General features: G+C 50.0%; 21 protein-coding genes. 8 read left to right on the top strand and 13 right to left on the bottom strand.

What is annotated here, in order from left to right; all coding sequences use genetic code 11:
• Positions 1-163: 163 nt before the first annotated feature.
• The 3 genes from ABJU74_RS06355 to ABJU74_RS06345 form a co-directional block, all read right to left on the bottom strand.
• On the bottom strand, positions 164-1,288 hold the full coding sequence (locus ABJU74_RS06355) for a DUF5700 domain-containing putative Zn-dependent protease (protein ID WP_348383886.1): 1,125 nt from the start codon (positions 1,286-1,288) through the stop codon (positions 164-166).
• Between the two features lie 126 nt (positions 1,289-1,414).
• Positions 1,415-2,476: an alpha/beta fold hydrolase gene (locus ABJU74_RS06350; RefSeq protein ID WP_348383887.1), complete on the bottom strand. Its 1,062-nt coding sequence runs from the start codon at positions 2,474-2,476 to the stop codon at positions 1,415-1,417.
• 31 nt (positions 2,477-2,507) lie between these two features.
• Positions 2,508-3,209: a LytTR family DNA-binding domain-containing protein gene (locus ABJU74_RS06345; RefSeq protein ID WP_348383888.1), complete on the bottom strand. Its 702-nt coding sequence runs from the start codon at positions 3,207-3,209 to the stop codon at positions 2,508-2,510.
• A 234-nt stretch (positions 3,210-3,443) separates the two neighbouring features.
• Here ABJU74_RS06345 and ABJU74_RS06340 point away from each other — a divergent pair, with 234 nt between their 5' ends.
• The 6 genes from ABJU74_RS06340 (at position 3,444) to ABJU74_RS06315 (ending at position 8,214) form a co-directional block, all read left to right on the top strand.
• Positions 3,444-4,370: an AraC family transcriptional regulator gene (locus ABJU74_RS06340; protein WP_348383889.1), complete on the top strand. Its 927-nt coding sequence runs from the start codon at positions 3,444-3,446 to the stop codon at positions 4,368-4,370.
• Between the two features lie 116 nt (positions 4,371-4,486).
• Positions 4,487-5,038 carry a carboxymuconolactone decarboxylase family protein gene (locus ABJU74_RS06335; RefSeq protein WP_348383890.1) on the top strand — a complete coding sequence of 184 codons (552 nt, stop codon included), beginning with the start codon at positions 4,487-4,489 and terminating at the stop codon, positions 5,036-5,038.
• 32 nt (positions 5,039-5,070) lie between these two features.
• Positions 5,071-5,553, top strand: coding sequence for a YHS domain-containing (seleno)protein (locus ABJU74_RS06330; RefSeq protein ID WP_348383891.1), 483 nt, complete (start codon positions 5,071-5,073; stop codon positions 5,551-5,553).
• Between the two features lie 59 nt (positions 5,554-5,612).
• Complete coding sequence (locus tag ABJU74_RS06325) at positions 5,613-6,023, top strand: MAPEG family protein (protein ID WP_348383892.1); 411 nt, start codon at positions 5,613-5,615, stop codon at positions 6,021-6,023.
• 73 nt (positions 6,024-6,096) lie between these two features.
• Entirely contained in the window at positions 6,097-6,777 is a 681-nt protein-coding gene (locus ABJU74_RS06320) for a hypothetical protein (RefSeq protein ID WP_348383893.1), read from the top strand.
• Positions 6,778-7,002: 225 nt separating this feature from the next.
• Complete coding sequence (locus ABJU74_RS06315) at positions 7,003-8,214, top strand: GTP-binding protein (RefSeq protein ID WP_348383894.1); 1,212 nt, start codon at positions 7,003-7,005, stop codon at positions 8,212-8,214.
• A 10-nt stretch (positions 8,215-8,224) separates the two neighbouring features.
• On the opposite strand, the gene ABJU74_RS06310 is transcribed toward ABJU74_RS06315, so the two are convergent.
• The 4 genes from ABJU74_RS06310 to ABJU74_RS06295 all read right to left on the bottom strand — a co-directional run bounded on the left by ABJU74_RS06310 (position 8,225) and on the right by ABJU74_RS06295 (position 15,119).
• Positions 8,225-8,713 (bottom strand): DUF6702 family protein, encoded by a 489-nt coding sequence (locus ABJU74_RS06310; RefSeq protein ID WP_348383895.1) that lies wholly within the window; start codon positions 8,711-8,713, stop codon positions 8,225-8,227.
• Positions 8,710-11,151 carry a M1 family metallopeptidase gene (locus tag ABJU74_RS06305; RefSeq protein ID WP_348383896.1) on the bottom strand — a complete coding sequence of 814 codons (2,442 nt, stop codon included), beginning with the start codon at positions 11,149-11,151 and terminating at the stop codon, positions 8,710-8,712. Before ABJU74_RS06305 ends, ABJU74_RS06310 begins: the two co-directional genes overlap by 4 nt.
• A gap of 32 nt (positions 11,152-11,183) precedes the next feature.
• Positions 11,184-13,343, bottom strand: coding sequence for a S46 family peptidase (locus ABJU74_RS06300; protein WP_348384031.1), 2,160 nt, complete (start codon positions 13,341-13,343; stop codon positions 11,184-11,186).
• 180 nt (positions 13,344-13,523) lie between these two features.
• Positions 13,524-15,119, bottom strand: a complete 1,596-nt coding sequence (locus ABJU74_RS06295; protein WP_348383897.1) for an alkaline phosphatase D family protein — start codon at positions 15,117-15,119, stop codon at positions 13,524-13,526.
• Positions 15,120-15,312: 193 nt separating this feature from the next.
• Here ABJU74_RS06295 and ABJU74_RS06290 point away from each other — a divergent pair, with 193 nt between their 5' ends.
• Positions 15,313-17,457 (top strand): TonB-dependent receptor, encoded by a 2,145-nt coding sequence (locus ABJU74_RS06290; protein ID WP_348383898.1) that lies wholly within the window; start codon positions 15,313-15,315, stop codon positions 17,455-17,457.
• A gap of 18 nt (positions 17,458-17,475) precedes the next feature.
• Here the strand turns inward: ABJU74_RS06290 and ABJU74_RS06285 are convergent, their stop codons facing one another.
• The 6 genes from ABJU74_RS06285 to ABJU74_RS06260 are packed head-to-tail and all read right to left on the bottom strand — an operon-like array spanning position 17,476 to position 21,145.
• The gene (locus tag ABJU74_RS06285; protein ID WP_348383899.1) at positions 17,476-17,991 is read right to left on the bottom strand and encodes a DUF3299 domain-containing protein; all 516 of its coding nucleotides are present in this window, start codon (positions 17,989-17,991) and stop codon (positions 17,476-17,478) included.
• Positions 17,992-18,008: 17 nt separating this feature from the next.
• Positions 18,009-19,331 carry an FtsX-like permease family protein gene (locus ABJU74_RS06280; RefSeq protein ID WP_348383900.1) on the bottom strand — a complete coding sequence of 441 codons (1,323 nt, stop codon included), beginning with the start codon at positions 19,329-19,331 and terminating at the stop codon, positions 18,009-18,011.
• Positions 19,325-19,984 carry an ATP-binding cassette domain-containing protein gene (locus ABJU74_RS06275; protein ID WP_348383901.1) on the bottom strand — a complete coding sequence of 220 codons (660 nt, stop codon included), beginning with the start codon at positions 19,982-19,984 and terminating at the stop codon, positions 19,325-19,327. Before ABJU74_RS06275 ends, ABJU74_RS06280 begins: the two co-directional genes overlap by 7 nt.
• A gap of 56 nt (positions 19,985-20,040) precedes the next feature.
• A complete protein-coding gene (locus ABJU74_RS06270) occupies positions 20,041-20,310 on the bottom strand; it encodes a hypothetical protein (RefSeq protein WP_348383902.1) in 270 nt (89 codons plus the stop codon).
• Between the two features lie 35 nt (positions 20,311-20,345).
• Entirely contained in the window at positions 20,346-20,756 is a 411-nt protein-coding gene (locus tag ABJU74_RS06265) for a transcriptional repressor (RefSeq protein ID WP_348383903.1), read from the bottom strand.
• Positions 20,753-21,145, bottom strand: coding sequence for a MerC domain-containing protein (locus ABJU74_RS06260; protein WP_348383904.1), 393 nt, complete (start codon positions 21,143-21,145; stop codon positions 20,753-20,755). Before ABJU74_RS06260 ends, ABJU74_RS06265 begins: the two co-directional genes overlap by 4 nt.
• A gap of 69 nt (positions 21,146-21,214) precedes the next feature.
• Here ABJU74_RS06260 and ABJU74_RS06255 point away from each other — a divergent pair, with 69 nt between their 5' ends.
• The gene (locus ABJU74_RS06255) at positions 21,215-21,832 is read left to right on the top strand and encodes a DUF1826 domain-containing protein (RefSeq protein ID WP_348383905.1); all 618 of its coding nucleotides are present in this window, start codon (positions 21,215-21,217) and stop codon (positions 21,830-21,832) included.
• Positions 21,833-21,836: the final 4 nt, after the last annotated feature.

The raw sequence follows: 21,836 nt of genomic DNA, 5'->3' as shown, positions 1-21,836 counted from the left end.
TCGGGCGTTGATGCACATAATATTCGTGCACGCACACGCCCGCCTATTGATTCAGCGGCCGATGTAAAAAGAGGACCTGTTTCCAACCGAAGTTAACATCCGCTTGCGCCCATAGCAGACATTAGAGTTGTGGCGGCTTTATCCCGAAAGCGGACATTAGAAACTACTGGTTGACATAAATACAGGCCCTTAATCCCTGCATAACTGATCCGGCTTCATTAAGATTTTTGGCGACTTCAATTGTTTCATCGGAAAACCGTGCTGATTCTTTGAGGTTATCTCCATCTCGAAGGGCATGGTCGTAGGCAAGCAAGTAATTTTCGAAAGGCAATTTCAACAAACAAGAGATCGCTGAATGACCAAAACTATGAGTAATTTCAGCCGTCATCTGTTGGCCTACAAAATAGGAATGCTCCCCAAATGAACCATCAAAGGCCAAGCCATAGATATCGGGAAACCGCGTTTCAATCTCCGTTGATTTGTGTTCGATGGCCTCAATCATATAGTCAAATAGTCGGAAATTATAGCTTAGGTGGCGGTAATTTCTTTGAGCCAATGAACGAGAGAACTTGGAGTACCGCCCATCTCCTTTGATTTCTCGCATATCACCAATATGAGAAGCCGATCCTTCCAAGGCTAGGCGCTCAAACATGAAACCATAGGCGGCATTTGGTGTCTTAACTTCACTCAGACCGGCGGATGCAGCGTAAGCAAACCTGTGTTGCATGGAATGATAAGTTTCATGAGCGATCAGCTTGACTATGGCCTCATATTCGCTTTCGATATCCGTTGCCAAACAGGGAACATCAACAAAAAAAATGCCGTCATGCTGAAACCCTCCGCAGGAAAAGCTGGCCCCGGTGAGAACGACTTTTCCATCAAATTCAAAGTCATCAGGAACGTACGGCGTCAGAAGCTCGATAACGCGCGTCATCAGCTTTTGACGGTTTTGGGACAAAAAATCGATGGCTTCGCTCATTTCACTCCTACGCTCGACAAGTGCAGAAAATCGAAACGGGTCCGACGTTGGGACTTCACATTGTGAGATACTTTTCAGTCCAGAAAGATAGTTTTCAATTGTAAAACGCGGTGCAAACTGACGATGGTGTGCCAACTGCGCCCGAAGCGGAACAGAATCTCTCCATTCCCGTTCATCAATTTGGGTGCCTGAACACGCAATGTCCAGCAGACGTTGAGCCTGGGAAATGTCGACGTCCAACTTGATATTTTTGGCAGATGCAGGAGCGGCTAAAACCAGCAATCCAATTACGATCATGACACTGCGCATATCAATTTTCCTTACTGTATTATAATATTAATACAGCAACCGTATTCCGATACAACTCAAAAAGTCGCTGTCTAATTCATTATGTCCGCTTTATCCCGAAAGCGGACGTCACTAGTGCTAAATGCCTCATTTTTTCTGGCGATCTCTCAATATTTTTCTGAGCCAGTTCGCAACCGGCTGGACAAATAACTCGGGCTTATCTTGACCACCTTCAAAAGTGTAAGCTGTTACCTGATCAGGGTAGATCCTAAGCCCATGACCAGCACGTGGAATCTCTAGCCAAGTTGCAGTACCGGGGCGCAACCGATTTATACTATCCACGATAAGACGGTGACCATGCCTACTCTCAAACTGCTCATATTCGCCGTAAACAACCATCGCCGGTGCATCGATCCTGGTCCAAGCTGCCAACCAGTTTTTGTCGGCAGCTTGCCAATGCCATGCATAAGGACGACCATAGTGCGGAGCAGCATCGGTGCCTAGCAGTGATTGCCATACTCCTTGTAAATGTGGGTGTTTCGCTTCGATCTGTTCTGGTGTCTCTTTTCCGCGCAGGTAATGCTGTTGAAATTCGATCCTTTTTTGCATTTCCTGAAATATCTGTTCAGGTTGAAAATCCTGCTGCCGCTCCAGTTGGATGCGGTCAAAATGGAGCATACGCTCAAAATAGGTCAATGCTCCCGCACCTTGAACGACAACGCCCATTACGGATTTCCCTTGCGCCACAAGCGGCGCAGTAGTCGAACCAAGGCTGCTTCCCATGATTACTATCTGATCCGGTTTTACCCATGGATGCCGGGTCAGTTGATCAAATGCTTCCCGATAGTGGCGAACTTCTGTGTCATAATCGAGCTTGTCACAACCAGCACCATCACTTTCACCGCTGCCAGAACGGTCAACCCGAATTATCGCGTAGCCAGCAGAGAGAGCGACACGCTCCTGTCTACTTAACCGGTCAGGTCTGGGAGCAATGGAACCGCAGGATACAGCTTGTGTAAAAAACAGTGCTGGCAAAGCACCGTTGGCAGATTTCGCCCGCGTCACAAATGCAGACAGCGCCAAACCCTCAGATGTCAAGACTGTGATGCGTTCATGTTGCAGATCCGACGGCTTTGCCTCGGCATGAAGGGGAGCAGGTAAACTAAGCAATATGCTGCAAATAACTGGAATGAGGAGCTTCTTTTTCATGGCTGCACGTCGCCACGTCAAGAAATCAGAATCAACGACTTTGGGATGAAGGGACCAATGCTTCCAAATGGGAAAGCTGAATTCGATAGCGATCACCTACGGGTAGCCGGACGCCGTCGTTCAAAAGCACATGCTTCCGTTCGATACGCTCAATTGCAGCAGGAAAAACCGCATAGCGACGGTGAATTCGGACGAGTTTGGGTTGGAGTTCTTCGGTCACTCGAGCCAAAGTGGTTCTCACCAGTTTCGGTTTACTGCCGTTTATATGCAACTCAACATAGTTGCCTGCAGAGCGCACCCAGTCGCAGGAAACGGACAGTGCATCCGCTTCTTCCAGTCTCTTTGGTCTTCCGTTGCGCTTTGATATAAATGCAAAAGCAACAAGAGCAGTTATCGCAATCATTCCACCAGGAACCCGTCTCACAACATCAAAAAGACTGGGAACGTCTAAGGTGATCAGCGTCTCTAGGAATAAGGAGACAATTGCGGCGACGAACAAAAACATCGCGATATGCCAAAAACGGCTAAATGATCGTCCAATTTCAACAGCCGCAATCCATGGTGCGATATTGATCACGCCCCAGGAAAAAGCTTCAAACAGCGTTGCTGGGTTGCCAGATGAATAGCGATAGGCGAGACAATAGATTCCGTTAAACACAACAGCTATGCTGATACCAACTACCAGCCGTACCTGCAAAGCAGAATGGATATATGATCGCGCAAGATGCTGCATCGCGTTTTGGTATATTGCTCGCAATCTATTGAAGCAAGAGATCAGTGGTGAACCAATCGTCCGCTTTGACACCCATAGCGGACACTGTTGCTGACGTCTGCTACATCCCGAAAGCCGACGCTAGAAATCTTCAGTATTGCGGCGATGCGGCACGGACGAACTGCAAATAGTTTTGGATAATATGCAAGGTATTTCAGAATTGATGGTTCATCTGCAAACTTGTAGGATGCGATCATGGATATTCTCAACGACATTCTCGATACGCTCGATCTCAATGGTGCTTTATACTTCCGGACAGATTTTTCTTCACCCTGGTCAGTGACGGTGCCGGTTCTGGAAGGAGCAGCACGCTTTCATCTTGTGGTCCAGGGCCAATGTACCGTGGCACTGCCAGGCGATCGGGTGATGACTTTGAACCCCGGTGATCTCATTCTCATTCCTCGCGGACAAACTCATATACTATCTGACAGTCCTGTTGAAAGCGCTCCGCCGTTGGAAAGCGTGTTGGAACAGGTAGAATATGACGGCGAAGGCATCCTTATCGTCGGAGACGGTGATAAAGCAGCAAGCACACAACTGATATGCGGCCATTTCACTTTCCGCAAAAATGCTGACCATCCTATGCTGCGAGCGCTTCCCGACTTTCTGCTGACAACCTCGTCCATGCGTGCGCAAAATCCATGGCTCGATGAAATTCTCCGGCTGATCTCTCGGCAGATGTTTTCCGAACATGTTGGTTCCGATGCATCGGTTAGACGATTGTCCGAGGTGATGTTCATCGAGCTGTTGCGAATGGGCATAGAGGAACAGAAAGAAATGGAGCCGCTGCTGAAAGGCTTTCAGGACCCACATGTGGGGCAGGCTCTCGAATTACTGCACAAGGAACCATCTTCCGAATGGACCGTCAAAAGCCTAGCCAGAGAAGTAGGGATGTCACGCAGCAGTTTCGCCGATCGGTTTGCGGATCTCATTGGTCAGGGGCCGATGAGCTATTTGTCAGATTGGCGTCTCCAGAAAGCACTGTCCTTGCTGGATGAAAGTAACATCTCGATCCAGCAGGTCGCAGTAAAAACGGGATACCAGTCACCAGCAGCGTTCACTCGTGCCTTTGCGGGTAAATTTGGGATCGCACCAACGAAATATAGGCATGAAATCGCATAACATTTGCATATCGTCCGAACGAATATGCAGAAACTCTCCTATTAATCCCTAAATATTGCTATAACGTCCAAAATGAATATTCAGTGCTCCCACAACAAACGTTCGAAGGAGCAATCATGCAACGCATCAAACAAATCGACCCAGTCACAACGTCCAATGAAGCGGTCGAGCTACTGAATGAAGTCAAATCCAACATGGGGATGGTGCCAAATATCATCGCCACTATGGCCAATTCAACAACTTTACTGAAAGGCTATTTGGGCCTCTCAGGTACATTAGGAAACGGCCTGCTGGGTAATCAGCTTACCGAGCAAATTGCTTTGGCCGTCGCTGGCGCAAACCAATGCGACTATTGTGCTTCCGCCCACAGCGCGCTCGGCTCGATGGCAGGCATTGAAGATAATGAACTTGCGGATAACCTGCGCGGCAACTCCAGTGATCCAAAGACCAAATTGGTGCTGGATTTCGTCAATGACATTGTCAAAGCCAAGGGCCGTGTAAGCGATACCAGTCTCGTGCTCATGCACAGCAACGGATTCTCCAATGAGGAGATACTCGAGATATTCGGACATGTAATGCTGAATATCTTCACCAACTATTTCAACCATTTGGTTGGAACAGAAATCGACTTTCCAGTCGTGAATACCCAGGGCGCAGTTGCGGCCTAATCCCCTAAAATACAAATCTAAAGGAACTTACTATGTTTAAGCAAATCACTCTTGTATCCGCCATCGCACTGTCAGCGCTGGCCGCATCCCCTGCTATCGCAGCTGATGAATATAATGTCTCATCCGGCTTGACTGCCGCTAGCGCACCGCTTGCATTGCATGGTGTCGATACCGTTGCCTTCATCAAAACCGGCAACCGTATCCAGGGCGCTGCAAAATTTGCCGCCGTTCATGACGGCGTTGCATATTATTTTGCGACCCAGGCCAATCTGGATACATTCAAAGCAAACCCTTCCGGTTACTTGCCTCAAAATGGTGGATTCTGCACCTTCGGCGTTTCAGTCAGCAAGAAATTTGACGGCAATCCACGCTGGGCCGACGTTCGCAATGGCAAGCTATACGTATTCCTGAGCGAAGAAATATTCGCCGCTTACCAAAAAGACCCAGCCGGTACGATCGCCAAGGCTGAGAAAAACTGGAAGCAAATCCGTCACACCGCTGCACGCGAACTGTAAGCAAATTTGGGCGCAGCTCTGTCTTCGCCCATTTTCATTTTTCCTTAAGGAGGAAGATCATGGAAACCGCATATTTTTACCTGGCCCTTAGCGGCCTGCTCACTGTCCTGCTGTGGACGCCATATATTGTTGGCCGCCTGTTTGTTTGGGGGCTGCCAACTTTCCTGACCAACTACCCGGATAATTTTCCAAAGGAAGAACCGGAAACACCGCTTTGGATGGATCGCGCAAAACGAGCCCATTTGAACATGGTGGAAACGATGCCGGCCTTTATCGCCGTGGTTGTCGCTGCCGGACTTTTGGGCAATGTTGAAAACGCCGCAACAGTCGCACATTGGGCGCAGATTTTCTTCTTTGCCCGGATAGCACATGCTGTCGTCTATATACTGGCCATTCCCGCTTTGCGGACTCCAGTCTACCTAATTTCATGGGCAGCGATACTTGTTATCGGAGCGCAAGTTATTCTCTGAAAACTGTTCATGAAGCTACTCGATGAGGTTCGCAATACGGTTATCCACCTTCCCCCTCCCTGGAACCGATATTGTGAATTTCATCGGGGCTGCATTCTTCCAACTTGTTTCGGCAGCACACTCAACATATACAATTTCTATAGAAACTAAATCAGGGGCTGTAATGGTGAACAAGCTAGCAAAGATAATTATAGTCGCACTTTTTTCAGGAAGCGCGGCGCATGCCAGTGATACTAGCTCAAATGAGGAGAGCAATCCGTTTCATGATCCTTTTAAAGATGCGGACATAGATCAAACTGAAGCATGTAAAACTGGGCCTGTTTCTGCGTTTGGAAGATATGTTGGCAAATGGTCGTTTCAAGATTCAACTTTATCCAGCGATGGGGAAAGCTGGGACTTGGGAAAAGGCGGCTTGTGGGATTTCTACTGTCTTGGCAACGGTATTTCTGTTCAGGATTTCTGGATGCCCAAAGCTGGTGGTTTCGGCACTACGCTTAGAATGTACGATCCGAAAAAAAAGAGCTGGGATGTCGTTTTCGCCGGAGAAGGTTCTCAGGCAATGAGTAGGCTGATCGCCAATCAACTGGACGATGGTTCGATTGAAATGCACTATGTCACTCCGGAATTTAAACCCTATCGTCGGATAAGATTTTCGGTTCCCACAGCAACAGGATTTGACTGGGAGCTAGCGATATCGTCGGATGAAAAGAAGACGTGGAAGACTGTTTATAAAATGCGGGCTACCCCACGTTGAGATTCACCGGTTCGGCAACACTCAGCAGAGAAATAGAGTTAAGAAACCCGTAGCAGTTAAATTATACTCCTCACCCTGAAAGCGGGCACGAACCTCACTAGGCAAATGAATTTCTGTCAGCAGGTTATTCTGCATCTCGGACCGGAATTCGTTGCGCGTCAGAAATTTTTATTGTAATAATATATCATCTCTTTCCAAAAAATAGGGACTGTTATGAATATTCGCATGCCACGCCTTCCTGTTACTGTCCTCTCCGGTTTCCTGGGCGCTGGAAAAACGACGCTGCTCAATCACATTTTGTCCAATCGTGAAGGCAAGCGTGTGGCAGTGATCGTCAACGATATGTCTGAAGTGAACATCGATGCTGATCTCGTGCGCGGCGGCGAAGCAACTCTATCGCGGTCGGAAGAGACGCTCGTTGAAATGACCAATGGCTGCATCTGCTGCACCCTTCGTGATGACTTGTTGAAGGAAGTGCGTACGCTCGCAGAAGATAGCAGGTTTGATTATCTGGTCATCGAAAGCACGGGCATTTCTGAACCCTTGCCTGTTGCCGCAACTTTTTCTTTTCGAGATGAATATGGCGAAAGTTTGGGAGATGTTTCCCAGCTTGATACCATGGTTACGGTGGTCGACGCGATTAACCTGCTTACCGACTATTCAAGTAGTGATCTTCTCTCCGCACGTGGCGAAACCGCTGGTGAAGATGATGATCGCAGTCTGGTCAGTTTGTTGGTCGAACAGATTGAATTTGCCGATGTCGTGATCGTGAACAAGGCCAATGATGTGAGCGCAGAGCAACTCGCAATCGTGAAAAAGGTTGTTGCCTCACTGAACGGCGATGCGCGTATCATTGCAGCCGATTTTGGGAAGGTTGATCTCGACCATATTCTCGATACCGGCCTTTACGATGAGGAACGATCTTCGCAACACCCGCTGTGGCTCAAGGAGCTATACGATTTTGCAGATCACCGCCCTGAGACCGAAGAATATGGCGTAGAAAGCTTTGTCTACCGCGCGCGTCGTCCTTTTGATCCGGCCAAATTCTACCAATTTCTTACCAGCGATAGCCTTGACAAGGTCATTCGATCGAAAGGTCACTTTTGGCTGGCAACGCGGCCTGACTACTTGGGTGAACTGGCCATTGCGGGGACACAAAAAGATGTTAGCCGAATGGGTCGCTGGTGGGCGGCAGTGCCAAAGAATCGTTGGCCCGAAGATGGAACTTTTGAGGAATTTGTTCTCAAACATTGGGATCCGGACTGGGGTGATCGGCGTCAGGAAATAGTCTTTATCGGAATCGGTATGGATCAGAATAATATAACGGCTGCGCTCGAGTCATGCCTCGTACCATCCGACAAGTTTTTGCCGGAAAATTGGGTGGATATGGCCGATCCGTTTCCAACTTGGGGCGAACCTGCAACAGAACCAGCTTAAGCGCAATATTCTAAGGCAAAATGGCTAATTTCGGGCGATCGCCTGCCTGAAAAATCAATGTTTCGACATGGGTTCCAGACCCCATATTCACGCGACTTTCTTGCCGCGACCAGATATCGGTCATGATCCCCGAAAATATGAGCAATTCGGTTCCTGGTCCCGGAGAAGAGGCCTCTTGGTAGATATATATATAACCACCTTCTATCTCACTGCCTAACAACAACAGTTCGACAGGATCAGCTTCCTCTTGGCCGATAGAAAATCGGTTACTCACATAGCGGGCAAACATACGCCTCGTTTCAACATTGGCGACGATGTCGGGTGCTTTCGCGCCGCGCGATTTCAAGGCGTGCTCTGCATCATGCAACGGCACGCGATGGGTCACCTCGAGCAAATTGGTTCGCGGATTATGCGAAATTGTTGAAATCGCAATTTTCTGCTGATGTGCCGTTACAGGGAACGCCAATAAGAGCGCAGTCAACAGGACGAGCCACCTCATTTCCTCCCCGCCTTATTCTTCTCAGTTCCACGTGTTTCGCCCATCAGATCTCGGCTCACACGTTTTTTGCTTTCCGGCGTTTTAAAAGCTTCCACCCGACTGTCGATAATGCGGCGTGGATAATGATTATTTTCGACATTGGCATCTGCCGTTTCCCAATCCGGATCGACGATAACTTCCTTCAGCAACTTGCTTTTGGGAAAGACCAACATCTTTTTGACTTGGTGCGGATTGCGTCGCCAGATTTCAGCCGGAATCATCATTCGTTGCTTTTCGCCATTGGCAAAAATCAGATCGAGAATGATCGGCATGACCAGGCCACCTTTATTGGTAAAGCTCAAGACATAATAGTTGGCGTCTTCGGCAATAGCACGGTCCAACGTCTTACGCATCCAAGGCTCATCCAATGATTTGAGAAATTCATCATAGGTCTTGCGATCCTTAGGCGTAACTGTGAATTCGTCATTCCTGTCGTAAAAATCTTCAATGCCTGGATTTTCCAGCACCCAGATCGGCAACCGCGCTTCGCTGTTCAATCGATTACCAACTTTTTCCGGGTCATCGGCGAGTTCCTGACGGCGACGCGGCAGATCAACATCCGGATTTTTTGTATCAAGACGCAACCGATGGATTGTGTCGAGTGATATATCGACATGATCAGTGGTGTAGAACCAACCGCGCCAAAACCAATCGAGATCAGTTCCTGAAGCCTCTTCCATGGTGCGGAAGAAGTCAGCCGGCGTTGGCCGCTTGTGTTTCCAGCGCCGGGAATATTCTCGAAGCGCAAAATCAAAGCGCTCGCGTCCAATGATCGTATCCCTGAGGATATGATAAGCTGCTGATGGTTTGCCATAAGCATTCGGTCCGAGATTCAGGACACTATCCGATTGGGTCATGATCGGGACTTGCTGTTTGGAGGTCATATAAGGGATGAGGTCGCGCGCCAGGCTACGTGTCCACGGCATATCGGGATCCCATTCATAACCCGCAACGCTATCGAGAAAGGAATTGATTCCCTCGTCCATCCAAGTCCATTGCCGTTCGTCGGAATTGACGACCATCGGGAAATAGATATGCCCGATTTCATGGATGATTACGCCAACCAAAAAGACTTTTTCCGACAAAGAATAGGTTCGACTTCCATCAGCATTCAAAGTGGTTCGCGGACCATTGAAGGTGATCATCGGATATTCCATCCCGCCCACCGGTCCATTGACCGATTGCGCGGTTGGATAGGGATAGTCAAAACTAAAGCGTGAATAGACCTTCATCGTATGTACGACGGCGGCAGTCGAATATTTCCGCCAAAGATCGCCACCTTCTTTGGGCCAGAACGACATCGCCATTACCGTTTCATGCTCTGCGCCCGGCTGTTTGTGCCCCTGTGCGTCCCACATAAATTTTCGGCTGCTGGCCCAAGCAAAATCTCGAACATTCTTTCCGGTAAACCGCCAAGTCTTGGTTCCGTTCGGGCCGGATCGTTCATTGGCTGCGGCCTCTTGCGGTGTAACAATGAACACAGGCTTGTCGGCAGATTTGGCATTTTCGAGGCGCTGACGCTGGGTCGCGGTCAGAACTTGTTCGGGATTGGTCAAAATGCCCGTGGATGAAACGATATGATCATCGGGCACGGTCATCGTGACATCATAATCACCAAATTCCAATGTGAATTCACCGCGGCCGAGAAACTCTTTGTTATGCCACCCTTCATAGTCGGAATAGGCGACCAGTCGGGGAAACCACTGCGCAAAGAGGAAAATATCATTCCCGCCTTTGCGCGGATCGTCTGGGAAGTGCTCAAAGCCGGAACGCGCAAATATCGTATTCTCTTCAACAATGTTGAAAGCCCAATCAAAGGCGAAGTCCAGGGTTTCTCCTGGTTTTAGCGGTGTTGGCAGATCAATCCGCATCAACGTGCCGACAATCACATGATCCAGTGCCGTTCCGTCGGCCAAGCGAATATTGGTAATGTCATAGCCAAATTCATTGTCCGCCATAGCCTGTTGACGCCGCAATTCTTTGAGTGAGAGCTTTGCTGGCTTGTCGCCTTTGGCAAGCTCAACTTTCGGTCCACGCCGCCCAGGCCCACCAAATGTTGTGGTGAGCTCAGCCATCGAATCTTTGCGAAAGATATTTTGATCGAGCTGCAACCAGATCCATGGCAATGTGTCTGGCGAATTGTTGGTGTAGCCTATGCTGGCCTGGGCAGTCAGACGGCGCTTCTTTTCATCCAGTGTAGCGGTAATCCGATAATCGGCCTGTTGTTGCCAATATTGATGCCCTGGCGCGCCGGAGGCATTCCGATAAACATTGGCGTCGGGTAAAACTTCATCCAGTTGTCGGAACTTGTCTTCAAAATCTCCTTTGGTTTGCTGGATAGCTTGTGCAAACGCTGGTGAAGCGACGAGCAATAATGCGAAAAACGTTAGAATTCTCAAAGCAAGTTCCTCAATATCTGTGAAAGCGCAACCTATCGCGCGATGTCCATTTCTTCGATCAGCGAATCTGCGCCATCTACCTTGTCCATAACCCACAGCATGTATCGCGAGTCCACGTGGATGGTGCGGGTGGTTCGCGTATCGAAATCCCAATCGGAATTAACGCTCTCAAACGTGCCATCGAACAACAGTCCAACCAATTCAGCCTTCGCGTTGAGCGTTGCAGATCCGCTATTGCCACCGGTTGAATCTAGATCGGTCAGAAAATTGACTGGAACGCTGCCCAGACTGTCCAGTGTGTAGGAGCCAAAGTCTTTGGCCTTAATGAGTTCGAGCTGCTTGGCGGGTGAGTTAAACGGATCCTCGCCGGTATCTTTGGCCGTAATCCCTTCCAAACTGGTAAAAGGTAGATAAGCGAGCCCGTCTCGTGGGCTCCCGCCAAGTACCTTTCCATAGGTGATGCGTAAAGTGCTATTGGCATCGGGATAGGTCAATTGATCTTGGGCGCGTTGCCATTTGGTAATCGCATCCATGTAAGTCGGACGCAGCGCAAGCGCCCGTCCCGAGCGCTCGTCACGTTCCATCTCGAGTTGCTGACCATAGTCGTACATCGCGACGGCAAGTTGCATGAACGGGTCGTCGTCCGCTTGCAGTTCACTCACGGTGGCATCCATCAACTCTAGACGTGTCTCGCTGTCGCCTAACTTTGTGTTCGCATAATATCGATCGAGAATTTCACCGAGCTGCTCATCATTAGTTTCTGCACTCAGACCCAAAGCGGAATCGAATTTTGCGATCCGTTCCTCTTGCGGTTGTTTGAGATATCCGCGCAAGAACAGCAACCATTCCGCCCGGTCGACGCCGGGATCAAATCGCCGGTCAATCACCTCCAACCCCTGCCGGAAAAAGGTCATGTCACGATCCTGATATCCTGGCTTGCGTTCTGAGTTTGGTTTTTCGCGCTCTTTGGCCAACCGGAAAAGCCGGCGTGCTGCAGAGAAAAGTTGCGGGCGCGAGACGTTATTATACCAAAAATTGCTGCGCGCTGCCTGCGCCGATTCCTCAGACAGTGTTTCCAGCAAAGATATCGCCTTGCCATATTCTGCGCGCTTTCCATCACTGGCGATCCAATTCGCCAATGCGGTTTCCCGAGACCGACGGCGATCGACCAGTCCAACCCGACGAGCTCCTTCCATTTGGCCACGTAAATTTTTCTCGAAATTGTTGAGGCCCGCAAGTCTCGATTCATATTTGACCCGGGCATCCGAGCCTTCCGGGGCAGCCTTTTCAATCACATTGATCCAATCCTGCAGCAGAACCGCAAAGGTCGGATAGGTCCAATTGAATGTGTTTTCGACCTCGGCCAACAATGTGTAGCGATTTGTCGAACCCGGATATCCGGCAGCCATGACAAAATCCCCGTCCTTCAGACCCGATGCACTGACTTTCAAATGATGTTTTGGCCGGTATGGAACATTTGCCTCGTCAAAATCCGCGGCGGATCCATCCGGCGCGACATAGGCGCGGTAAAAGGCAAAGTCGCCCGTATGGCGCGGCCATTGCCAGTTATCGATATCGCCGCCATATTTCCCAATTGCATCGGCCGGCGCATAAACAAGCCGGACATCTCGGACTTCCAAGCGCTGCATGAGCTTATATTGCGCGCCTCCATAAAAGCTTGCAACCTGACACCGGTATCCAGCATCCAGCTCACATTCCGCGGTAATATCCTTGCTGCGCTGTTCAACAATTTTATAGCGTTCAAGCGGATCAAGTTTGGTTGTTCCCGCTCGCATGCGAGCCGTCACATCGGTTACTCGCGTGGTCACATAAATTCGTGAACCTGGCGCTGCAGGAAGTTCATTTCCTTTTGTGGCCGCAAGAAACCCATCTTCCAGGTAATTTTTTTCAGCTGTTGAATTAAATTGCACAGAACCGCGGGCACAGTGATGATTGGTTACAACCAACCCTTCCGGCGAAACGAAACTGGCCGAACAATTGCCCAGCGAAACAATGGCTCCCATTGGAAAACCTGTAAGATCGGCTAGGGCGTCAGGCGCAATCTCTATTCCGGCCTCTTTGAGTTCACCGCTAACTTCTTGCAGCTGATCCGGAGTGAACATGCCCTCTTTAGCCCAACTAGGAGAAACCCAAAGCGGAGCAAGAGCAAGACCAATTCCAACATTTTTCAGTTTTTTCAAAAACCATCCCCAATTAATTTTGTTTGTCGTTTGGCTTCAAGGCCAAAATGATATAACATATCATTTATCGTTGCAATCTATACTAGTTCAAGCATTCGTTGAAAAGCACTGAATTTCATCACCCAAATATACCGATAGGTTCGGCCCTTATATTGTCGTCTGAAGCCCCGCCTAAGCTTCCGCAAGCGACCCTGGTGATCCCTTTTCCACCGCCATCCGTTTCCGGGTTTTCAATTGCCCACCGCGCTCGGTTACATTATCGACCGTCTTAAATTCGGTCGTCCATTGGTCAGCGGTTACATCGCAGATTACATATCCGCGTTGTGAATTGTGCCATTTGAGGCTGGGATTTTCTTTTTGGATGACCTTTGTGCTTTCTCGCTGATCTACACCATTGCCGCCGGATGAGATGGATGTAACAACAAACTCGGTGGCAATAGGTTCGCGCCCTGGGCGTTTGCTATCGAGATGGAGCTCGCCAGCATAATTTTGATGCTCGTCCCCCGTGAGGACAATGACGTTGTTCAAGTTCAAATTGCTGACCTGTTCCAACACGCGTTTGCGCGGCATCCGATATCCGGCCCAGCTATCGAGATTCTCTGTCCGCTCGGCGCCCGGCATTCGATCCAGATCCATCATCATCACTTGTTGCGCAAGGACCTGCCAGCGGGCCGAAGAAGAACCCAGTTTGTCAAACAACCAATCTTCTTGCTGACGGCCGAGCACCTCGGCGTTTTCTCGATTTACCTCTGCGCAGGGCACACCCCATTTATCATTGCAGGGTTGATCTGTTCGATATTGCCGAGTGTCCAGAAGGTTGAGATCCAACAGATTACCATATTGGGCTTGACGATAGAGCTGCATTGCTGGCCCCACTGGCAAAGCTGAGGGACGAAGAGGCATGTGTTCGTAATAGGCTTGCATTGCCATTTGACGGCGCAAGTTAAAAACGGCTTGCGGGGTATCATCTTGGTCGGCCGCGCTTACCCAGTTATTATCGATTTCGTGATCGTCCCAAGTGAGGAACCAAGGGGCAGCAGCATGGGCGGCCTGCAAATCGACATCCATCTTATATTGCGCATAACGCCGGCGATAGTCGTCCAGTGTATAGATTTCGTCTCCAACATGCTGGCGAACCACTTCATGAGGGCCGCTTGACCAATTGCGAAAGCGGTTCCCTCGATATTCGTAGATATAATCGCCATAGCAATAGATGAAATCAGGATCTTCCTGCGCCAGGAAGCGATGGGCGGTATAATAGCCTTCCTCATAATTCTGGCATCCGGCGACCGCAAATCGAACCTTATCTACAGGCTGACCGATAGCCGGTGTGGTTTTCGCGCGGCCGATGGCGCTTCTTTCGCGGCCGGCGAGGAACCGATACCAATATGGTCGGTTGGGTTCGAGATTACCAACTTCAACATGAACAGCATGTCCCAATTCTGGGCGCGCAAATGCAGTTCCGCGCGCTACAATATCCCGCATTCTTTCATCGGTTGCTACTATCCAATCCACTTCAACCGTGGCCGCGGGCATTCCATGACCAATTGTGAGTGGGTCCGGGGCAAGGCGCGTCCATATAACAAAACCATCAGCAGCAGGTTCGCCAGAGGCCACACCCAATTGAAAGGGGTAAGCGCGAAAAATGGGAGCAGCAAGAAGAGGAGCCCCCAAAGTGAACGAAAGCGCAGCAATGGCGCTGCTACCAAAAGCCTTGATGGCATAGCGTCGACTCAACTGGAGTCTTTGAGATCGCAGGTCACCCATGAAAACGAATCCTTTTTCTTTTACCTGAGCTTGCAGCAGGGCTGTGTCAGTTTCAAGGCACAGCCAAATATCTTGCCACATGATTTAGTGAGACCAAGCGAATTTGCCTTTTTGCTAATAATTCTCACTTGCGCATTACCGACAATCAGATATAATATGAGATGTTATAACATCACATTAATGGAATATCCTTATGAAGCAAACTTTTATAATCATGTGTGGATTGCTATCAACACCGGCATTGGCTGAAAATGCAATCGAAGCGGACCGCGATCCGGTGCATGGTTCCGACGATGACGCCATCATCGTCACTGCCGATTATATTGACGAATTGGACATTCTGGCAGGGACTTCCGTTATTGCGGGAGATGATATTTTCCGTAAGTTACAGCCGCAGCTCGGGGATGTTCTCACCAGTGAGCCGGGCGTATCAGCGACATCCTTCGGGCCAGGGGCATCGCGACCCGTGCTGCGCGGTTTACAAGGGGAGCGGATCCGGGTTTTGACGGACGGGATCGGAACGTTGGACGTTTCCAACACGTCGGCCGATCATGCAGTCACCATTGACCCCCTAACCACCGAACGAATTGAGATATTCCGAGGCCCTGCGGCGCTGTTATTCGGTAGCCAAGCGATAGGCGGTGCTGTCAATGCTCGCGACCGCCGTATTCCGCGTGGAATTCCCGAAAAAGGCTATCATGTCGATGTGATTGGCAGCTACAGCAGCGCATTTGAAGAAAATAGCGTCGGCGGCGCATTCGAACTGGCGCTCAGTGATCAGTTTGTGGTTCATATCGATGGCAGCTATCGCGAAACCGAGGATGTCGACGTTGGCGGCTTTGTGCTCACCCCAGCATTGCGGGCTCAACAGCTTGAGGTTGCGGCTGAAGAGCAGGAAGAAGGAAATCTCGATGAGGCGGCGGAAGCCCTCGAATTGGCGAACCTTCAGGATCAGCTTCCAAATAGTTTTACCGAAACATATACTTTTGGCGCAGGCTTTGCGTTGATCAACGAACGCGGAAGCTTAGGCGCGTCAATCGGCTATTTTGATACCCGCTATGGCATACCCGCGCGCCCCGGTGCCGAACACCATGGAGAAGAAGGCGAAGAGGGCGAAGAAGGCGAGGAAGAAGAAGCACCAGTTTCTATCGATTTGCGGCAATGGCGTGCGGATCTGCGCGGTGAATTCTTCACCGGGGGCGGTTTTCTCGAATCGATCCGCTTCCGCGCCGGTTATTCCGACTATGAGCATATCGAATTTGAAGGGGACGAGGTCGGCACCGTTTTTGACAGCCAAGGGTTTGAAGCGCGTTTGGAATTTGTACAGGCAGACCAAGATGGTTGGCGCGGTGTTACCGGTTTTCAGGCGTTGACGCGCGATTTCGTCGCGATAGGCGCAGAAGCCTTTGTGCCGCCGAACGTGACTGATCAATATGGCTTGTTCACCCTACAGGAATTTGAATGGGACAAGGGCGGGTTGGAAGTCTCTGCCCGCTTTGAAAAGACGGATGTGCGGTCGAACAGCGTGGCCATTGGGCTGGAAGAAGATGCCGTCATTGTGCCGATTGACCGGAATATTAGTGCATTCTCGTTTGCGGCGGGAGCCAATTACCGCGTGGCTTCCGATGTTCGTATCGGGCTCAATGCCAGCCGGGTTGAACGGGCGCCATCTGCCGAGGAACTATTTTCCAACGGCCCTCACGTAGCCACTCAGGCCTTTGAAATCGGCAACCCTTTTTTCGACAAAGAAACAGCTCTGGGTATCGAAGCCTATTTGCGCGGAGAAAGCGGACCGGTCCGCTTTCAATTCACCGCCTATCACAGCTGGTTTGATGATTATATTTACGAGGTGGAAACCGGGGGTGAAGCCGATGGTTTGCCGATTTTTCAGTTCTTCCAGTCCGATGCCCGATATTGGGGATTTGAAGCGCAAGCGGCCGTCGATGTGGTACAATCAGATAATCTGACAGTAACTATCGATGGAGTTGCCGACTTTGTTCGAGCAACAATCGAAGATGATGGACCGGCGCCTCGAATTCCTCCGCTGCGATTGCTGGGTGGCGTAGAAGCCAGAAGCGGTCCGTTCGGCGGCCGTGTGGAAGTGGAGTGGGTTGACGATCAGAACCGCACCACGGAATTTGAATTGCCGACGGATGGCCACACTTTAGTGAACGCATCCCTATCTTGGAAGCCATTTGGCGAAGATAGCGAGCATATTCTGATAGTTTCAGCAGATAATATCTTTGATAGCGATGCTCGCCGACATGCAAGTTTCACCAAGGATTTTGTGCCGCTATCAGGGCGAAATATCAAAGTTTCTGCAAGGATCAGTTTCTGAGGGCAAGCAAGCCCCGGTTCAGCTGGGGCTTGCAGCTTTCAAACGATAGAATATTCCGCTTTCATCCTGACCGGTCAGCTCTAAAACTCCACTCACGACATGGACCTTTTTCTCGTTTGTTGGAAAAGGAATGTCGGCCTCGACCTCGATAAACTGGGTAGGCGCAGCGTGGAAGTGAAACGGGCAACCCGGCGGATAGGCAAGCAACACAAAATTGCTTTGCTTCGCGGAGTTTTGCAGCGGCATCATCCATCCAGCAACCTTGATCCGTTTTCCGTTGAGCGCTTTCACTTTGGGCGCGAAAATGGGCTTCGAACGGATATAACCCTGCTTATCCTTGCGGGTTTTTTCGCCAGTTGCCTCCAGCGTTTTCCAGGAAACACCTCCCTTCGGGGTAGCGGCTGGTTTCCAAATATCTTCAACCGGCGCTTTGCCACCGGACTGCATGGCGGCTTGCGTGGTGGTACCAGCCAGCGGCATCGTGCACATCAGCGCAATCCCAGCCAATTTAATCATTTGTCCAACGGATTTCATAATCAATTCCTATTTCACTAACTGGCTCGAGACAATATGGCGGCGGGATCAACCCGCATGACACGTAATGCGGGAATAATCGCAGCGATGACCCCAATTAGCAATACCGCCAAGATGATGAACCCTTCCTGAGGAGCCGGCTGCCATGCCGTCAGACCTAAGTCACGCATAGTGGCGAAACTGTTTCTAGCTACCGTTATAAGGCCATGGGCAAGGATCCAACCAAGGAAAGCGCCAGCTGCGGCAGTAACCAGACCTTCAAGCAAGATCGTACTAAAAAGTTGCGGCCGGGTAGCTCCCATGACACGCAATAAGGCAAGATCTCCTTCACGGCTGCGGGCCATCGAAAAGAGCGCCACAAAAATTGCCAACCCGCCAATGGCCGCAAGCAGCCAAGCAAATATGCGCGCGCCTTCAAGGCTGACGCCCAGCAGATCTAGCAGTCGAGCGGTTTCAGTTGCCGGCACAGCAGCCTGCATTTCGGTTTGGCGATTGACCATGGCGGGAATACGGATAGCGCCAGAGGCATTGCGATAGGAAACGAGCAATGCGGTCAATTCGGGTTCCAGAGCGGCCCGGGCATCCTGCAACTGTGCACCCGATTCCGCTTCTTCTGCATCCTGGTCATGATCATGCCCCGCATCATGGTCATGTTCTGCGTCATGTTCTGCGTCATGATCATGCTCTGAGCCATGTTCATGTTCATGTTCGGATTCATGGGCGATGCCGTGAACATCCCAAACGCTCTCTACCGACGTGAGGATCAATCGATCTACGACAGTTCCAGTTGGTGCCAATATCCCAATCGTTTCAAAAGGCGCATGATCATGCCCAGAATCGGTTTCGCTATCTTCGGAGAGACCGTGGCTGCCGATGAATTTCTGGCCCAGTTTCGCTCCGGTTTCGGCAGCGACATTGGCGCCTATCACTGCTTGCGGCGGTTTACGGAACATTTCTCCTTGCGCTAATTCGGCCTGGTGTATTTCCAAAAAAGACGCGTCGGTACCGACTATCCGATACCCTTGAAAATTGTCACCCAGTGCAAGCGGAACTACACGGGCCGTTGCCGGATCATTGCGCAACAGATCCAAACTGCTGAGCGGAATGTTGCCGGTCGGTTGATCAATATGAAAAACGCTAGAAAGAATAAGCTGCAATGGTGAGCCTTTGGATCCGACCACCAAGTCAATTCCCTCTGCGTCTTTTTGAAAACGCTTTTCGAACTGGGAACCAAATTGCAGCAACAAGACGAGCATCGCCACCGATATAGCCAGCAATAGGATATTGAGAATGGTCGTCAGCGGTCTATCCCGCAAATAGGCATATGCTAGGCTTAGCATGGGTTTAGCTCGCCCTGTTTGAGCGCGAAGCTCTTCGAAAAGAAGCGGCTGAGCCTTTCGTCATGTGTCGCAATTAGCAGGCCTGCCCCTACGCTCTGCGCCATTTCAATCAACAATTCGGCGACGCGCTCGGTATTGTCACTGTCGAGTGCAGAGGTGGGTTCATCAGCAATAAGGAGCTGGGGAGATACAACCACGGCCCTAGCAATCGCAGCGCGCTGAGCTTCGCCTTGGCTAAGCTCGAACGGTCGCGCATTGGCACGGTCAGCAATTCCGAGCTTTTCGAGGCACTCGTCGATCAGACTACGGTCAATGCTGCCCTTCTGCAGTTTCTGGGCAAGCTCCAAATTAGCACGCAGCGACAAAGCCGAAACCAATCGCAATGTCTGGAAAACGATGCCGAGTGAGGTTCGGCGCACCGAGTCTCCAGATGTTTTTGAATCTGGCGAAGCAATGAGTTTTCCACCGATAGAAACTTGCCCCTTATCGGGTCGTTGTAGCCCGCAAATTATATTGAGAAGGGTTGATTTTCCAGAACCTGAAGGTCCCAATAGCAACGCCTGTTCACTTTCTGGAAGTGTAAAAGACACAGAATCGAGGATCGCTGCGCCGGGCCCATAGGATTTTGAAATCGTATCAACAATCAATTGCATGCTTGCACCGAATCCGGTTGGTTCTGCCGGAACAATTGCTCATTTTGATTTTAACTCTAGCTGCGCGGGAGATCGTCGGGATTGAGCTCCGCTATATCCTGTTCGGCATCGGAGTTACTGGAAACGTCAGCGTTATCGTTCCTGTAGGAATAGATTTCCTCGCTGTCCGCAGAATTGGAAGATTGGTCGGTCAGATCAGCACCCATACCCATTTGCATGCCTTGAAAGGGGCTGAATCGATGCGCACCATACATGCCGTCCATCGCACAGGCAAAGGCCGGTTGTGCCATTGTCAACATCGCCAGAAAACAAACTGCAGCGCGCATAATCAATCTCCAATTGAAGAGATGTTATAACACAACTAGGATAGTTGTCCAGTTTCACAAGAAGCACACCGACCATTCAACTCGACATGCTGTGAAATTGGTTTGAATCCGGCCTGATCGCACAAGGTTTGCAGCTGAGCATGAACGGAACGCTTTTCCGCCCAATGATGATTCTTACAATTTTCGCACAAAAGATGTACCCGGCGCGCGCCATCGTTTGCCACAAAAGCATTCCATGATGCGATTCGCTCGACACAACCCATTTCCGTTAAGCGATTAAGACCTCGATAAACTTGTGCAGGAGACATGTTGCAATTTTGTTGGGTAGCTACCTTTGCAATATCATAGGCTCCGATCGGCGCACCAGCGGCGTGAACGATCGCTTGGATAATGGCTTCTATCTCAGCGGGACTCCGTCTCTGCCGCGGGGTGCTTTTGTCGGTCATGCCATGCCTTTTCTTCGCATGTTGAGCAAATGTGCGATCACGAGCAGAATGGCACCAGCCACCGAAATCAGCCTTTCAAGTTCTTCAGAATCCACCAATAAGGCTAAACATAGCATCGTAAAGGCGGTTGTTCCGAATGCCCAAATCCGGCGATCACTTCTTCCTCCTCTTAAAAGGGTTGGTCCACTGACGACCAAAACCGGCACAAGCAGCATGGCATGTAACAGTTCCGTTTCGTGCATCCATGCCGGTAAAGGCTCGAGCAGGAGAAATGGCATCACTGCCAAAAACGGCGGTAATATAAGGCAGTGAACAAGACAGAGAGCAGAGAGAATTATTCCCCATCGATCCGCTGCAGGCACGGCTTGAAAAAGACCATTTTTCTTCATTGAACTTCGCTGATATAAACACTAATGTAATGTAATAACATATCATACTGATCTGGAGCCCGAAAAGCAATGGCCGATTTATTAGTTTCCTCGCCAAATTCATCAGCAAGCACCGTTACCGCAAATGAGCCCGCAATATTGCAAAAAATCTCTAGCAAGGACTATAATCTGGCGATTTGGAAGCGATCATTGGCCATGAATTATGCCGGACTGCTCGATAGCAATATTGAAAATGTTCGAGTCACTGTTCCTGCCTCCGACCCAGAGACAATGTTGCGCAGCGAAATGGACCAATGCGGTTTTCCAAAATCAGCGGCATCTGCTTTCTTGATCGAAGACATATTGGATCTGTGCGAGCTGTTTGGTAAAACGGTGCACTATCCCAAAATCGAAATCCGGGTAGAGTTGGTAACCGGCAATTCCTGCTGGAAATTTCACAGTGATTATGTCGAAATACGCCTGATCACGACTTATATCGGGCGCGGCACACAATGGATCGATCAATATGACATTGATCGCATTTCTGATGGCCTAGAACCGCTGGACATTAATGAACTGGAACCAGGCGATGTTGGTTTGTTCAAAGGTAAGCTCAACAATAACCAACCCGTCATTCACCGGTCACCGCCGATTGATGGTTCCGGCGAAAAGCGACTTTTGCTGGTTTTAAACCCAGTGAAAGACTGATCTG

Source organism: Parasphingorhabdus sp. (assembly GCF_039982415.1).
Lineage (GTDB): Bacteria > Pseudomonadota > Alphaproteobacteria > Sphingomonadales > Sphingomonadaceae > Parasphingorhabdus.
The sequence above is the reverse complement of the archived record's forward strand: the minus strand, read 5'-3'. Positions and strand labels throughout refer to the sequence as shown.

Excerpts from the sequence above, each read along its gene's own strand:
- ABJU74_RS06345 (WP_348383888.1), bottom strand. The coding sequence starts at position 3,209 with ATGCAGCATCTTGCGCGATCATATATCCATTCTGCTTTGCAGGTACGG.
- ABJU74_RS06255 (WP_348383905.1), top strand. The coding sequence starts at position 21,215 with ATGGCCGATTTATTAGTTTCCTCGCCAAATTCATCAGCAAGCACCGTT.
- ABJU74_RS06350 (WP_348383887.1), bottom strand. The coding sequence starts at position 2,476 with ATGAAAAAGAAGCTCCTCATTCCAGTTATTTGCAGCATATTGCTTAGT.
- ABJU74_RS06285 (WP_348383899.1), bottom strand. The coding sequence starts at position 17,991 with ATGAAATCCGTTGGACAAATGATTAAATTGGCTGGGATTGCGCTGATG.
- ABJU74_RS06330 (WP_348383891.1), top strand. The coding sequence starts at position 5,071 with ATGTTTAAGCAAATCACTCTTGTATCCGCCATCGCACTGTCAGCGCTG.
- ABJU74_RS06355 (WP_348383886.1), bottom strand. The coding sequence starts at position 1,288 with ATGCGCAGTGTCATGATCGTAATTGGATTGCTGGTTTTAGCCGCTCCT.
- ABJU74_RS06290 (WP_348383898.1), top strand. The coding sequence starts at position 15,313 with ATGAAGCAAACTTTTATAATCATGTGTGGATTGCTATCAACACCGGCA.
- ABJU74_RS06260 (WP_348383904.1), bottom strand. The coding sequence starts at position 21,145 with ATGAAGAAAAATGGTCTTTTTCAAGCCGTGCCTGCAGCGGATCGATGG.
- ABJU74_RS06265 (WP_348383903.1), bottom strand. The coding sequence starts at position 20,756 with ATGACCGACAAAAGCACCCCGCGGCAGAGACGGAGTCCCGCTGAGATA.
- ABJU74_RS06275 (WP_348383901.1), bottom strand. The coding sequence starts at position 19,984 with ATGCAATTGATTGTTGATACGATTTCAAAATCCTATGGGCCCGGCGCA.
- ABJU74_RS06310 (WP_348383895.1), bottom strand. The coding sequence starts at position 8,713 with ATGAGGTGGCTCGTCCTGTTGACTGCGCTCTTATTGGCGTTCCCTGTA.
- ABJU74_RS06315 (WP_348383894.1), top strand. The coding sequence starts at position 7,003 with ATGCCACGCCTTCCTGTTACTGTCCTCTCCGGTTTCCTGGGCGCTGGA.
- ABJU74_RS06295 (WP_348383897.1), bottom strand. The coding sequence starts at position 15,119 with ATGGGTGACCTGCGATCTCAAAGACTCCAGTTGAGTCGACGCTATGCC.
- ABJU74_RS06280 (WP_348383900.1), bottom strand. The coding sequence starts at position 19,331 with ATGCTAAGCCTAGCATATGCCTATTTGCGGGATAGACCGCTGACGACC.
- ABJU74_RS06335 (WP_348383890.1), top strand. The coding sequence starts at position 4,487 with ATGCAACGCATCAAACAAATCGACCCAGTCACAACGTCCAATGAAGCG.
- ABJU74_RS06325 (WP_348383892.1), top strand. The coding sequence starts at position 5,613 with ATGGAAACCGCATATTTTTACCTGGCCCTTAGCGGCCTGCTCACTGTC.
- ABJU74_RS06340 (WP_348383889.1), top strand. The coding sequence starts at position 3,444 with ATGGATATTCTCAACGACATTCTCGATACGCTCGATCTCAATGGTGCT.
- ABJU74_RS06270 (WP_348383902.1), bottom strand. The coding sequence starts at position 20,310 with ATGCGCGCTGCAGTTTGTTTTCTGGCGATGTTGACAATGGCACAACCG.